The following is a 12,850-nucleotide window of genomic DNA, read 5'->3' as shown; positions in this document are numbered from 1 at the left end:
TAATGGACGAACTAAAAATGCTAGACTGTTTAAATAAAATACGAAAAGTCTTAGAGGGGACGATTACCAGAGAACAAGTATCTGATTGGGCTGAAATTTACATTTCTGCAGACGATCCAGAAATAGCCGATGATCAAGTTTGGGATATGTTGATTCTTTTGAGTGGAATTGATTTGAAAGATTCACCTCATTCTTACTTGCATTGTGCAGATGATTTGAATGACTGGATAGAAAAGTACCAATAGTTCCTATATATCAGCTTGCTATATTCTTATGGCTAAGGCTCAATCTAAATAAAAGGAGTGACGCTTGTCCATGCATCCGAAAGAATTAGAAACCACCATCCAATTACCTGCGAAAAAACGTTATGACTATTTCATCAAAAAGATTGTTGATTTTGAAGAGGTTTGGTCATTAAGAAATGAGAAGGGATGGGTGATGTCAGAGGATGAATATGGTGTAACGCAGCTTCATTTTTGGCCGACAAAGGAGCATGCCGCTTATTGTTCGATTGAACCATGGGGAAAATCTATGCCAGAAATGATTGATTTAGACGATTTTATAGAAGAGTGGCTGCCGGGAATGATAGCAGATGGAATCAATCCGTCCATTTTCTATAATCGAAATGATTCGGTGTCAATTGAAATTCAAACATTAAAAGAAGATATAGAGGAAGAATTAAAAAATTACTAGTTCGACAAGAGTGGAGGTAGTTGTTTGAAACGGCTTGAAGACTTATTTATTCGTTCAGAAAAAGAATTCAAATTCTATAAGAATTTAGTAGACCATGTGTTTGACACAAATAAGATGCTGCCACAACAAGTCTTCCGGAAGACATTTGATTGTTTTTTGTTTCAAGAGTTTGATTGGGCATTGAGTGATGATATTTTACCAACCATAAAAGAGTTATCAGCTGTTACACAAGATAGAGAATTTTTGACTGCAGTCCTTCAACCAGATCCAGCCGAATATTATTTGAAGGAATTTGGGTATTATAATTGGCTGAAAGCGAGTGTGGATATTACAGGTGAGGATTATGTAAATGCACTATGGACGCACCCAAAAGAGTCAATAGCGGATGATATCATAACGAATTCATACATAGTGATCTGGTTATCGCATTCTTTGCAGTGGGCGATTTGGGCAGATAGAGATATGGAAATTTGTATCATTGGGATGGTATCAACAAAAGATTCTGTGCAAAATAGGTTATTAAAAGAAGGCTGGAAACCACTGAATCACCCTGTTTTAGCAAATTGGCTTGAAGGATTATTGAAGGATCAAAAAATATTCGATGACTATTTCACTCAAATGCTATCTCATTATGCGTCATGTTAAAGCGGTGAAATGGAGTATTAATGACTGATGATAGACCCATCCGAAGATATGAAAGGAGCGTAAAGTGAAACATTTGTTTATATCCGATCCAAAAGAACTTGAACATGTTTTATTGTTTGTTCATTCGCTCGTTCACAGTACAAAAACATTCCCTGATCAAGTGTTGAAAACGAACCCCCCTCATTATTTATTCGAAGAATTCCATTGGTTGTTATCAGATGATAGCTGGGAAATGTTAAAAGGTTTAGCTTTGAATCATCATGATGACTATATACTCATGGCTGTATTAGATGAGCAGAAGAGCATGGATGATTATTATCGTGATTTTGGTTATTATCCTTGGGTGAAAATCCCATTAAACCTCACGCCAAGTGATTACCTTGATCTCTTAACGGATTATCCGATAGAGAGTGTAAATGATAGCATGATGGATATTGCTTCACGTGTGATATGGGTTTCCCCTTCTGCAAAATGGATCATTTATGGCGAAAGAGGTTATGAGATAGGAGTATTAGCGATTCATCAATTAGAACAGATGAATAAACAATTGTTAAAAACGTGGAGAACTTTAGATGAGATTGTATTAGATTGGATTTCAGTTGTATTTCCGAATCAAAAACTTCCTGATGATTTTAGAAAAGAACTTATTCGAAATTATAAAACTAAATAATAAATTTTACATATATCTACATGTTCTATGTATTTGAAGATAAGGTTATTCATTGTAAATATAAACACGAACACTGACTGGAGATTATGGTCAGATTTTGATAGTGTAGAATATTTTTAGTTTCGTCTGATGTTTTAAATTGATGAGGTGGAGCAAGTAATGAGAATCGTATTAGCAAATGAGAAAAATTTATTCGAAGTAAATGAATTAATGAAGAAAATCAATTTAAACGTAGAAGAGTATCATTGGGTCATAAGTGATGTGACACTCACAATGCTTCATGATCGGCAAAATCAATCCCATTCAGAAGTAATGCCAGATTATACGGATTTTTTATTTCTGAAGGGTGAACATTTCAAAAAATTCTTACATGACTATTCCTATTCTTTTATTTTCGCTGTTTTGACCGCATTGCCTCGTCATGTAGATCATTTGAATATCAGTTCAATACCTCAAATTGAAGATAATGAACGATATTGGAACGTGAATTATACACCCGTTATTCCTCAAGCTGTGTTTGAAATCGGATTTTTTGATTCGACAGATGTTATTTTTACAGGAGATCAGAATATCTTAAGCAAATTTCGAAAAAAAGCGGACTTTATTTCATTTGAAGAATATTTACAAACTCCGTGACAAGATAAGAATAGAGTTCATCCTGAAAAAATAGGGGAATACGTTAGGGGAGTGAATGAGTTGTTTAGCAGTATAGAGAAATGGATCGATTATTTAGATGGTGTCTGTGATGTACTGGCACTCTCATTTGATTTTTTTAGTAAAGAACTAGTCATAAGCATTAGTATAACTGAAATAAATGATGCTCGGCATCATGAATTGCGATTTATGAATGTGGCAAGTCTTTATTATAATGGGGGTGAAGGTAATGATAGATTTGAAGAATTGATACAAGAAGAGATGAATTGGCAAATTTTCGAATGCAGTTACCATCCTCAAGGGATAGGGAACCTTAAAAATGAACTACTTGAGGAATTTGATGCAAATGCAAACTTTCTATTTAACATAAATTGTATGTTACTCGCGATAGAAGCGAAAAACGTTTGTTTCGACTCACAGGAATTTATTTGCAGTGTATAGGAAGATCTCATTAGCGTCTAAATAAGAATTAAAAACATTCAGAGAATGGGGAAAGATCCATGAAAATCAGCCGTGATAAACAAGATTTATTCGATGATTTAAAACAACGTTATCAATACTTATTAGATTCAGCTTATCCAGATGAAATCGTCTCTTTTGAAGAAGAAACTGCGATATGCTCAGATGATTTTTATATGTTTTTTTCACTTGTTGCAGGCAGCTTAAGTTATGTGGTCGATCATAAACGAATACCGAAAAAACAGTTAAACGTGCTGCGTCAGTCATTTGAAGAGCAATATCCCCAAATCAAATCGTATCAACATATCCTTGAATCGTATCCTTTATTGCATTCCTATGTTCAATACCATGAAGAAACAAGAAAACGAATCATTGCACTTATACAATAACCTCTTGGAGGACAAACGATGACATGGTTTTTAGATGAAAAAATCCAGAAGCAAATCCCTGATTTCGATATCAGTCTTCTAAAGCAAATCAATGAATTTCACTATTTTAAAGAGTATAATGAACATTACGACTTGATCAACTGTATTGTTCTGCACATCCCATATAAATCCCCGAATCTACAAGCAGACATTCATGTGAAATTTACCAACGTCTCTTCTGTTCAAATCAAAGATTTGGAGTTAACAAATGATGACTATATTTTATTGGACATTCAACTTTTGGATAGAGGCTGGGAAAACATCAATTACTTTGTCGAAGATTATGAAGAACAGTATTTTTCTTTTTATTGTGAAACGGTTCAAGTCATACAAGTCGTATCAAATGAATCGGGCTAGTCCCTCTACATATGTGCGAATGATGCTTCCCCATCCCAACATAGAAAGGTGCAATGACATTGAATCGAATGATGAAGTGGATTTTATTTGCAGCAGTCATCGCTGGCTTATTGGTATGCGCATTCTTTGTGTTCCGCTTCAACCAGCCTAAGCCGACGACAAACATCCATTATGCAGACACACAAAACAAACAGCAAACACTCGATATGTACATGCCAAAGGGCAAAGATGAAGACAAAAAGAAGAAGCACCCAGTCATGATCTATCTCCATGGCGGCGGCTGGACAGGCGGCGATAAGAATAGAGTCGCTTCAAAGGCGGGTTATTTTACTGGTCAAGGGTATGTGTTTGTTTCGATGAATTACAGGCTTCACCCTGATGCCAACTATGAGCAGATGGCAGATGATACGGCAAACGCCATCAAATGGGTCAAGGATCATGCAGATGAGTATCAAATTGACTCATCAAAAATCAATGTCATGGGTCACTCAGCGGGCGGTCATTTGACGGCACTGGTGGCCACAGATTCGACTTACTTAAAGCGTGTGGGACTGTCGCCAAAAACGATCAATTCCATTGTTGTTCTAGACGGACCGTTAAACCTCAATCAATTTATACAAGCCATCCCATCGTACAAAAAAGTCTTTGGCAAACAAGAGGAGAATTGGACAAAGGCATCACCTGTCACTTATATGAATCAAAAGAATGTACCTCCAGTCTATTTGGTTACAGGCTGGCAAAATCCTGAGGTGTACCGATTTGCAGAAAAACTGAATCATGATAAAGGTTCTAAGTTTGTCTTTCGGGTCCATTCGCTGAGCCACAGTGACTTGAATAAATGGTTTGGATCAGACAGAGCGCCAAAAGAAGCACAAAAAATGACAGAGGCTGTCATGTCTTTTGTGAATAAACAGAATCAATAACGAAGACCGTATGCTCGACAATCTAATTTGCCGCAGTATATGATAAAGCGTAAATGGTTTGAACCAAAGGAGTGTATGTTGTTGTCATCACGTATGGAAAATAAAGTGTTCAATTGCGAAAAAGAGCTGACGCTGAATATTATCGGCGGTAAGTGGAAAATGCTGATTTTATGGCACCTTGGCAGAGAAGGGACAAAACGATTTGGTGAGCTAAAGTCGTTAATGCCTGGGATTACGCAAAGAATGCTTGTCAATCAGCTAAGAGAATTAGAGGAAGATCATATTGTGCATCGGGAGGTTTATCCTGTCGTTCCGCCAAAGGTTGAGTATTCACTCACAGAACTAGGAGAAAGCTTAATGCCGATTTTAGAGTCGATGTATGATTGGGGAAAACAGTATCTCGACAGCAATTTTTTAAAAGATGATAAATAGAAAGACTACCGTTGTAGACAAAGAGCTAAAATCACTTTATTTTAGCTCTTTGTCTTCTTTTCAGCGTGATTTGAAAACCTTTGCAGTATAGGAAAGGCGGCATCACAACATAGACCTGACACCGAATGCGAGGGTTTGTCCGCGCGCTGAGATACTGGTCGAAAGACAGTATCTTTTTTGTAACCATATGCGAAAAAGTATAGTATGTAAAAAAAAAGTGCGTACTTGGATTGCTTCCATCCTGTTGTTATACTCATTTCATCGTTCAAGAAGCCCTATTCACGGAGCTCTTGAAGATGAGATGAAAAAACGGGAGTGAATGTTCATGAAATTACAATTAGCATTAGATTTAGTGAATATACCAGAAGCGATTGAGCTGATCAAAGAAGTAGAAGGATCTATCGATGTAGTCGAAATTGGAACACCTGTTGTGATCAACGAAGGCTTGCGTGCCGTCAAAGAAGTCAAACAGGCATTTCCAAACTTACGTGTACTCGCCGATCTGAAAATTATGGATGCGGCCGGCTATGAAGTGCAGCAGGCATCCGAAGCTGGAGCAGATATCGTGACCATTCTTGCAGCGGCAGAAGATATGTCCATTCAAGGAGCGGTGAAAGAAGCGAAAGCAAGAGGGAAACAGATTTTAGTGGATATGATTGGTATCAAAGATATCGCTGGCCGGGCAAAAGAGCTGGATGAGCTAGGAGTCGATTATATTTGTGTACACACAGGCTATGACCTGCAAGCGGTTGGACAAAACTCATTTGCTGACCTTATGACCATTAAACAAGTCGTCAAACAAGCAAAAACAGCCATTGCAGGCGGAATTAAGCTTGATACGTTACCTGAAGTCGTGAAATTAAACCCTGATTTGATCATTGTCGGCGGTGGTATCGCAAGCCAGGACAATAAAGCAGAAGTGGCCGCACAAATGAAGCAGCTGATCGCACAATCATGAAGACCAGTGACTATGTGAAAGCCATTTTGAATGAGCTTTCTGAGCACTCGCCCGCTATTCAAGACGATCAAGCAGAGCGGCTTGTTTCAAGCCTTTTAACTGTAAGAAAGGTCTTTGTGGCAGGTGCTGGTAGGTCTGGTTTGATGGGAAAATCATTTGCCATGAGACTCACACATATTGGCGTCAAGGCTTATGTGATCGGTGAGACCAATACACCTTCCTTTACAGAAGAGGATCTCTTGATTGTGGGGAGCGGATCTGGCCGAACAGAGACTTTGCTTGTCCTTGCAAAAAAGGCGAAAGCAATTGGCGGAAAAGTGGCATCTTTCACGCTTTCTGCTGAGTCACCTCTAGCTGATCTATCGGATGAAGTTATCTTACTGTCAGGTGCACCAAAGGATCAACAGGAAGGAAGCCATCATACCATTCAGCCAATGGGCTCGCTATTTGAGCAAGCGCTACTTCTGACATACGATGCGGTCATTTTACGTTTAATGGAAATGAAAGAACTCGACACACATACAATGTACGGTCATCATGCAAATTTAGAATAGTCATTTTCAAAGCCTTTCCTTTCTTAGAAGGAGAGGCTTTTTCATTTGAATCTAGATCAGAATCTTGACATAACCGATTTGTTGTAACTATAATTGTTACATCGTTAAAGAAAAAGCGTAAACACGGAAGGAAGATGAACATGAAAGTACAAATCTGGTCAGATATCGCCTGTCCTTTTTGTTATATAGGAAAAAAACAACTAGAAACAGCGCTTGAACAATTCCCTCAAAAGGAACAGATAGAAATCGAGTTTAAAAGCTTTGAACTTGATCCACATGCACCTGCTCAGGTCGATTATGATGTCCATGATATGCTCGTCAAAAAATATGGCATGAGCCGCAGCCAGGCCATGGCAATGAATGAGCAGGTGAAGCAGGCCGGCAAAGAGAAAGGAATCGATTTTCAATTTGATCCACTTGTGTTGACTAACACCTTTGATGCCCATCGATTGGCGCAATATGCTGGTCAAATGGGGAAAGGCGATTTCGTTATGGGAGAGCTGTTTCAAGCATATTTTACAGATGGAAAGCATGTTGGCGATCGTCAAACCCTTTTAGACATTGCAGAAAAAGCAGGTCTTGATTTGAAGGAAGTGCAGCAAGTGTTAAGCGGCGAAGAATTTGCAGATCATGTCCGAAAAGACGAAAAAGAAGCGAGACAGCTTGGTATTCATGCTGTTCCGTTTTTCTTGATCAATGACAAATATTCAGTGGCAGGTGCACAGCCAGCCGATACCTTCCTGCGTGCTCTTGAAACGGCTTGGACAGAAGAAGCAGCTCAAGCTGAGAAAGCGGCTGCCAATTCATTTGAAGCAGCATGTGCAGATGGCATATGCGCAGTGCCTACCCCTAAAGAAGAGATCTAATCATATAAAAAATGAGCCTTCTCCAAAAAGGGCTCATTTTTTTCTTGCATTCATTTGTTTGATCGTTTCACCTGGAACCAATTCAGGTTCGTAAAAGGTTTGATGAGGGAGATTCTTCTTCCCTTGCACCTTTTTAATCATCCAGTCTGCTGCATCCCGGCCCATTTGCTCCTGAGGGTGCGTCAGTGTTGTTAGCTTCACATTGGCATTTTTCTGGGCAATATACGAATTGTCCTGTCCAATAATGGAAAGGTCCTCTGGAATGGACAGACCGATGTCACTGCATACATTGGCAACTTCTAACCCAACCTCATCGTTATAGCAAACAAGGGCAGTCAGCTCATGCTGATGCTTTAATAAGAAAGTTTTAATATCATCCCCCAAATGCTGCTTCGATTCTGTATCGAAAAAGAGTACGTGCTCAGGCAGGAAATTAAGCTTGGCTTCACCGAGCGCTTGAATATAGCCCTTCATTCGGTACTTTCCCTGTAAATCATCTGTTTTTGAAATGAGCCCGATTTGCTGATGTCCCGAGGTGATCAGCTCTTTTGTGGCTAAATAGCTGGATTTCACATCATCCAAACAGAGAAAAGGAACCTCTAACTGCTCATAATAGGCATTGATCATAATGAGCGGGACATCCTGTTCTTTAAAAGATAAGTAGTACGAGATGTTCGGATTATATAAATTACTTTTCGTCGGCTCGACAATGAGTCCGTCCACACCAAAGGACAGCATCATTTCGAGCGCTTTTTTCTCCTGTTCTACATCATTATTCGTACTCGCCAGTAACAACGAATAGTTCTCTTCGTTTAATCGGCTTTCAATGCCTCGAATGATGGAAGGGAAAATGTAATCGGATATGTATGTCGTGATAACCCCAATCGTTTTCATATGCGCATGTCCCGCAGGCTTTGTTTGATATTGATTGGTCACAAATGTGCCTGAACCTTTCTCACTTCGCAAAAAACCTTCGCTCGACAATTCTAAGATGGCCTTTCGAACTGTATGCCTGCTCACTTGATACATCTCCTGCAGGCTTGATTCAGTTGGAATACGTTCCCCGATCCGGTAATCCCCTGTAAGTATTTTGCTTTTTATATCATCGATAATGATCTGGTACTTCTTTTTCATCGTTTCACTTCTTTCTCAGTTGATCATCTACTCGGATTGAGAAGAAATTGTATGGACATATTTTAACATGGTTGTCGAATCAAAAACAGGCGCTTTCCCTTTCTGACGTTCCAGCTTTAGAAAAGTGCAGGTTTTTGTCATATTGTGTATGTACAACTATATTTATTATTGACATATGTACGTACAAATATTATATTGTGAATGTGCACAGAGAATCAATGAATCTAGAAAATTAAAATTGAAACCGCTATCAATCATGGAGGTGAACGCAGAATGAATCATGAAAAGACGACCAAAGCCTTAAAAGAAGGACGGACATCTTTAGGGATTGAATTTGGTTCAACACGAATTAAAGCCATTTTAATAGATGAAGCGTTTCAGCCAATTGCCCAAGGTGCATTTGAGTGGGAAAGTTCTCTCCAGGAAGGAATTTGGACGTACAACTTAATTGATATCATTACAGGTCTTCAAGTAGCGTACCGAGAGATGAAAGAGCAAGTCGAGCAAAGGTATGGCGTGACCATTCAAACCATTGGCTCAATTGGGGTATCAGCTATGATGCATGGCTATGTGGCATGTGATCATACAGGAGAGGTCCTCGTTCCGTTTCGCACATGGCGGAACGCAACAACCATTGAGGCGAGTCAAAAACTGACGAATGTCTTCCAATTTCATATTCCAGAAAGATGGAGCATTGCCCATTTGTATCAAGCCATATTAGAAGAGGAAAAACATCTTTCCCGTTTAGAATATATGACCACTCTATCAGGATACATTCACTGGCTTTTAACAGGAAAGCAGGCCATTGGCATTGGGGATGCATCAGGCATGTTCCCAATTGATGAACAAACGAAAGATTACAATGAAGAAATGCTCCATCAATTTGAAGACTTGATCGCAGAAAAAGGCTATCCGTGGAAGCTCCGTCACCTTCTGCCGCATGTTTATTTAGCAGGCGAGGAGGCTGGCGTGTTAACGGCAGCAGGAGCAGCCATTTTAGATCAAGGCAAACACTTACAGCCAGGGATTCCATTTTGCCCCCCGGAAGGTGACGCCGGAACGGGCATGGTGGCAACAAACAGTGTAGAAAAACGGACAGGGAACATTTCAGTTGGAACATCTGTTTTTGCCATGATTGTGCTAGAGCAGGAGCTAAAGGGTGTGTATCCAGAAGTGGATATGGTCACAACGCCGGACGGACTGCCAGTTGCAATGGTTCATGCGAACAACTGTACAAGTGACTTAAATGCTTGGATGAATATCTTTAGAGAGGCATTTGACGCACTAGGCGTGCAAGTGTCGTCAGAAAAGGTATACGAAACCTTATTACAGCAGGCGTTAGAAGCAGATCGAGATGGCGGCGGGCTCTTAAGCTATGGCTATTATTCTGGTGAAAATATTACAAGACTGCCAGAAGGAAGACCTCTTTTTGTCAGATCAGCTGAAAGCCGCTTTAATCTGGCTAACTTCATGCGTACCCATCTTTTTTCTGCTTTTGGCGCAATGAAAATAGGGATGGACCGTTTAAAAGAACATGAACAGGTTGCGATTGATCGGTTATTAGGGCATGGAGGGTTATTTAAAACACCGCTCGTTGGTCAAAAAATGGTGGCAGCAGCGCTTGATACACCTGTATCAGTCGTTTCTACTGCGGGAGAAGGCGGTGCGTTTGGAATGGCTGTCCTCGCTTCCTATATGGTCCATCATCAAAAGCAAACATTGGCTGAATTTCTCACGCATCAAGTGTTTGCCCATACATCAGAAGAACTGATAGAACCCGATCCACTTGATGTCAAAGGCTTTGGCGAATTTTTAAAGCGCTATCAAGACGGCCTTCCGATTGAAGAGGCGGCAGTAGCATATCTGATGTCAAAGAAAGGAGTGACAACCGTATGTTAGAACGCTTAAAAGAAGAAGTATACGAAGCCAATTTAGATTTGCCGAAATACGGACTTGTGAAATTTACATGGGGTAATGTCAGTGCGTGTGATCGTGACAGCGGTCTATTCGTTATTAAGCCTAGCGGTATAGCGTATGAGCAATTATCAGCAAAAGACATGGTTGTGGTCAACTTTGACGGTGAAGTAGTGGAAGGGGAATACAGCCCTTCATCAGATACTGCCACACATGCTGTCCTTTACAAACACTTTGAGGAAATTGGCGGTATTTCACATAGCCATTCCATGTGGGCAACCGTTTGGGCGCAGGCAGGTCTCGATTTACAGGCAATGGGCACAACACATGCCGATACATTTTACGGCGCTGTTCCGTGTGCTCGATTTCTGACAGAAGAAGAAGTGAATCGTGGTTATGAGGTAGAAACGGGCCGGCTGATCATCGAAACGTTTGAGAAAAGAAACTTAGATGTGATGGCGGTGCCGGGTGTATTGCTTCAAGGCCACGGCCCATTTACGTGGGGGAAAGATGCAAAAAGTGCGGTCACAAACAGTGTGATTTTAGATGAAGTCGCCAAAATGAATTTGTTTGCAAAGCAATTAAATGAATACGCGGAGCCTCTTCCGCAGCGAATTTTAGATAAACATTACTTAAGAAAACACGGAGAACATGCGTATTACGGACAAAAACCTTCAAGATAAAGAAAAGAGGGATTTCTATGTTAACAAGTCAACATAAAGAATGCTGGTTTATTGTCGGATCACAGCATTTATATGGAGATGAAGCACTGCAGAAAGTAAAAGCAGATGCACAAAAAATGACGGATGCCTTAAATGAGAGCGGTTTACTTCCTTTTCCAGTGATCTTGCAGGAGCTAGCTGTCAGTGCGGATCAAATCACAAAGCTGATGAAAGAGGTCAATTATCGTGATGAAGTTGTCGGCGTCATGACGTGGATGCATACATTTTCACCGGCAAAAATGTGGATACGCGGGACCAATCTTTTGCAGAAGCCTCTTTTGCATCTTGTCACACAGTATTATGAAAAGATTCCGTGGGACACGATCGATATGGACTATATGAATCTTCATCAATCTGCACATGGAGATAGAGAATATGGCTATATCAATGCGCGCTTAAATAAACAAAACCAAATTGTTGCCGGTCATTGGTCTAAGCCGGATGTGCAGCAGCAAATCGCTGATTGGATGGACGTGGCGTCTGCTTATCATGAGAGCTTTCAGATTAAAGTAGCTAGGTTTGGTGACAACATGCGCCACGTGGCTGTAACAGAAGGCGATAAAATTGAAGCCCAGATTCAACTAGGGTGGACTGTTGATTACTTTGGCATAGGCGATCTCGTCGAATATGTGAATGCAGTAGAAGAAGCAGAGGTAGATGCATTATTTGCGGAATATTTAACGCAATATGATGTGGATTATGGAACGTATTCAGTTGAAAATTGGGAAAAAAGTGTCAAGGAGCAAGCCCGATATGAGATTGCCATCAAACGCTTCTTAGATGAAGGCGGCTACAATGCCTTTACGACAAACTTTGAAGATTTACATGGAATGAAGCAGCTGCCAGGACTTGCGGTACAGCGGCTGATGGCAAAAGGGTATGGCTTTGCCGGGGAAGGCGATTGGAAAACGGCTGCGCTGGACCGGTTATTAAAGGTGATGAGTCATCATCAATCCACTGGTTTTATGGAGGACTACACGTATGAAATGACCTCTGGGCAGGAAGCAGTGCTGCAATCTCATATGTTAGAAGTAGATCCGGCGCTTGCCCATACGAAACCTGTCATTCTCGTATCTCCGCTTGGAATCGGAAACAGGGAAGATCCAGCTCGCCTTGTGTTTGATGGAAAAGCCGGGGAAGGTGTTGTTGTTTCTATTGCTGATTTTGGGACTCATTTCAAATGGCTCATACAAGAAGTCGAAGCCTTTGAGCCGGAGGAAGCAGCACCTCATTTACCGGTTGCACGTGTGCTCTGGAAAATCAAGCCGAATTTTCGGGACGGCGTCAAAGCATGGATTAAGCAAGGCGGGGGTCATCATACAGTCGTATCCCTCAATTTAACGGTTGATCAAATTGTTCATTTTGCAAAGCTTGTGAGTGCAGAGTATGTGGTTTTATAGAAGGGTGAAAGGTCTTCTACTGAGTGCAGTAGAAGCACGGG

Annotated in this window: 17 protein-coding genes; 16 read left to right on the top strand and 1 reads right to left on the bottom strand. The window is 40.5% G+C overall.

What is annotated here, in order from left to right:
- Positions 1-2: 2 nt before the first annotated feature.
- The 13 genes from MKY83_RS12395 to MKY83_RS12335 all read left to right on the top strand — a co-directional run bounded on the left by MKY83_RS12395 (position 3) and on the right by MKY83_RS12335 (position 7,639).
- Positions 3-245, top strand: a complete 243-nt coding sequence (locus MKY83_RS12395; protein ID WP_065098483.1) for a DNA-binding protein — start codon at positions 3-5, stop codon at positions 243-245.
- Positions 246-315: 70 nt separating this feature from the next.
- The gene (locus MKY83_RS12390) at positions 316-693 is read left to right on the top strand and encodes a DUF2750 domain-containing protein (protein ID WP_065098482.1); all 378 of its coding nucleotides are present in this window, start codon (positions 316-318) and stop codon (positions 691-693) included.
- Between the two features lie 24 nt (positions 694-717).
- A complete protein-coding gene (locus MKY83_RS12385) occupies positions 718-1,338 on the top strand; it encodes a hypothetical protein (RefSeq protein ID WP_065098481.1) in 621 nt (206 codons plus the stop codon).
- Positions 1,339-1,402: 64 nt separating this feature from the next.
- Entirely contained in the window at positions 1,403-2,008 is a 606-nt protein-coding gene (locus MKY83_RS12380) for a hypothetical protein (RefSeq protein WP_065098480.1), read from the top strand.
- Positions 2,009-2,167: 159 nt separating this feature from the next.
- The gene (locus tag MKY83_RS12375; protein ID WP_065098479.1) at positions 2,168-2,644 is read left to right on the top strand and encodes a hypothetical protein; all 477 of its coding nucleotides are present in this window, start codon (positions 2,168-2,170) and stop codon (positions 2,642-2,644) included.
- Between the two features lie 60 nt (positions 2,645-2,704).
- Entirely contained in the window at positions 2,705-3,103 is a 399-nt protein-coding gene (locus MKY83_RS12370) for a hypothetical protein (protein ID WP_342487385.1), read from the top strand.
- Between the two features lie 59 nt (positions 3,104-3,162).
- Positions 3,163-3,510 (top strand): YxiJ family protein, encoded by a 348-nt coding sequence (locus tag MKY83_RS12365; RefSeq protein ID WP_113767455.1) that lies wholly within the window; start codon positions 3,163-3,165, stop codon positions 3,508-3,510.
- An 18-nt stretch (positions 3,511-3,528) separates the two neighbouring features.
- Positions 3,529-3,906, top strand: a complete 378-nt coding sequence (locus MKY83_RS12360) for a hypothetical protein (protein WP_126740731.1) — start codon at positions 3,529-3,531, stop codon at positions 3,904-3,906.
- A gap of 53 nt (positions 3,907-3,959) precedes the next feature.
- A complete protein-coding gene (locus tag MKY83_RS12355) occupies positions 3,960-4,829 on the top strand; it encodes an alpha/beta hydrolase (RefSeq protein WP_283923832.1) in 870 nt (289 codons plus the stop codon).
- 75 nt (positions 4,830-4,904) lie between these two features.
- The gene (locus tag MKY83_RS12350; protein WP_065098474.1) at positions 4,905-5,261 is read left to right on the top strand and encodes a winged helix-turn-helix transcriptional regulator; all 357 of its coding nucleotides are present in this window, start codon (positions 4,905-4,907) and stop codon (positions 5,259-5,261) included.
- A gap of 325 nt (positions 5,262-5,586) precedes the next feature.
- On the top strand, positions 5,587-6,219 hold the full coding sequence (hxlA, locus tag MKY83_RS12345) for a 3-hexulose-6-phosphate synthase (RefSeq protein WP_003216301.1): 633 nt from the start codon (positions 5,587-5,589) through the stop codon (positions 6,217-6,219).
- A complete protein-coding gene (gene hxlB, locus MKY83_RS12340) occupies positions 6,216-6,773 on the top strand; it encodes a 6-phospho-3-hexuloisomerase (RefSeq protein WP_342487384.1) in 558 nt (185 codons plus the stop codon). The genes hxlA and hxlB overlap by 4 nt, the downstream gene beginning before the upstream one ends.
- A gap of 140 nt (positions 6,774-6,913) precedes the next feature.
- The gene (locus MKY83_RS12335) at positions 6,914-7,639 is read left to right on the top strand and encodes a DsbA family oxidoreductase (RefSeq protein WP_342487383.1); all 726 of its coding nucleotides are present in this window, start codon (positions 6,914-6,916) and stop codon (positions 7,637-7,639) included.
- Between the two features lie 33 nt (positions 7,640-7,672).
- Here MKY83_RS12335 and MKY83_RS12330 read toward each other — a convergent pair whose 3' ends face one another.
- Positions 7,673-8,773 (bottom strand): GntR family transcriptional regulator, encoded by a 1,101-nt coding sequence (locus MKY83_RS12330; RefSeq protein ID WP_044139549.1) that lies wholly within the window; start codon positions 8,771-8,773, stop codon positions 7,673-7,675.
- A gap of 273 nt (positions 8,774-9,046) precedes the next feature.
- Here MKY83_RS12330 and MKY83_RS12325 point away from each other — a divergent pair, with 273 nt between their 5' ends.
- The 3 genes from MKY83_RS12325 to araA are packed head-to-tail and all read left to right on the top strand — an operon-like array spanning position 9,047 to position 12,809.
- Positions 9,047-10,672, top strand: coding sequence for an FGGY-family carbohydrate kinase (locus MKY83_RS12325; RefSeq protein WP_106066931.1), 1,626 nt, complete (start codon positions 9,047-9,049; stop codon positions 10,670-10,672).
- Complete coding sequence (locus MKY83_RS12320; protein WP_342487382.1) at positions 10,666-11,370, top strand: L-ribulose-5-phosphate 4-epimerase; 705 nt, start codon at positions 10,666-10,668, stop codon at positions 11,368-11,370. Before MKY83_RS12325 ends, MKY83_RS12320 begins: the two co-directional genes overlap by 7 nt.
- Before the next feature lie 17 nt (positions 11,371-11,387).
- Positions 11,388-12,809: an L-arabinose isomerase gene (araA, locus tag MKY83_RS12315; RefSeq protein WP_342487381.1), complete on the top strand. Its 1,422-nt coding sequence runs from the start codon at positions 11,388-11,390 to the stop codon at positions 12,807-12,809.
- Positions 12,810-12,850: the final 41 nt, after the last annotated feature.

The organism is Bacillus sp. FSL M8-0266, assembly GCF_038613425.1.
Lineage (GTDB): Bacteria > Bacillota > Bacilli > Bacillales > Bacillaceae > Bacillus > Bacillus pumilus.
The sequence above is the reverse complement of the archived record's forward strand: the minus strand, read 5'-3'. Positions and strand labels throughout refer to the sequence as shown.

Coding starts and splice junctions, on each gene's coding strand:
- MKY83_RS12395 (WP_065098483.1), top strand. CDS start 3: ATGGACGAACTAAAAATGCTAGACTGTTTAAATAAAATACGAAAAGTC.
- MKY83_RS12390 (WP_065098482.1), top strand. CDS start 316: ATGCATCCGAAAGAATTAGAAACCACCATCCAATTACCTGCGAAAAAA.
- MKY83_RS12375 (WP_065098479.1), top strand. CDS start 2,168: ATGAGAATCGTATTAGCAAATGAGAAAAATTTATTCGAAGTAAATGAA.
- MKY83_RS12365 (WP_113767455.1), top strand. CDS start 3,163: ATGAAAATCAGCCGTGATAAACAAGATTTATTCGATGATTTAAAACAA.
- MKY83_RS12360 (WP_126740731.1), top strand. CDS start 3,529: ATGACATGGTTTTTAGATGAAAAAATCCAGAAGCAAATCCCTGATTTC.
- MKY83_RS12355 (WP_283923832.1), top strand. CDS start 3,960: ATGACATTGAATCGAATGATGAAGTGGATTTTATTTGCAGCAGTCATC.
- MKY83_RS12350 (WP_065098474.1), top strand. CDS start 4,905: ATGTTGTTGTCATCACGTATGGAAAATAAAGTGTTCAATTGCGAAAAA.
- hxlA (WP_003216301.1), top strand. CDS start 5,587: ATGAAATTACAATTAGCATTAGATTTAGTGAATATACCAGAAGCGATT.
- hxlB (WP_342487384.1), top strand. CDS start 6,216: ATGAAGACCAGTGACTATGTGAAAGCCATTTTGAATGAGCTTTCTGAG.
- MKY83_RS12335 (WP_342487383.1), top strand. CDS start 6,914: ATGAAAGTACAAATCTGGTCAGATATCGCCTGTCCTTTTTGTTATATA.
- MKY83_RS12330 (WP_044139549.1), bottom strand. CDS start 8,773: ATGAAAAAGAAGTACCAGATCATTATCGATGATATAAAAAGCAAAATA.
- MKY83_RS12325 (WP_106066931.1), top strand. CDS start 9,047: ATGAATCATGAAAAGACGACCAAAGCCTTAAAAGAAGGACGGACATCT.
- MKY83_RS12320 (WP_342487382.1), top strand. CDS start 10,666: ATGTTAGAACGCTTAAAAGAAGAAGTATACGAAGCCAATTTAGATTTG.
- araA (WP_342487381.1), top strand. CDS start 11,388: ATGTTAACAAGTCAACATAAAGAATGCTGGTTTATTGTCGGATCACAG.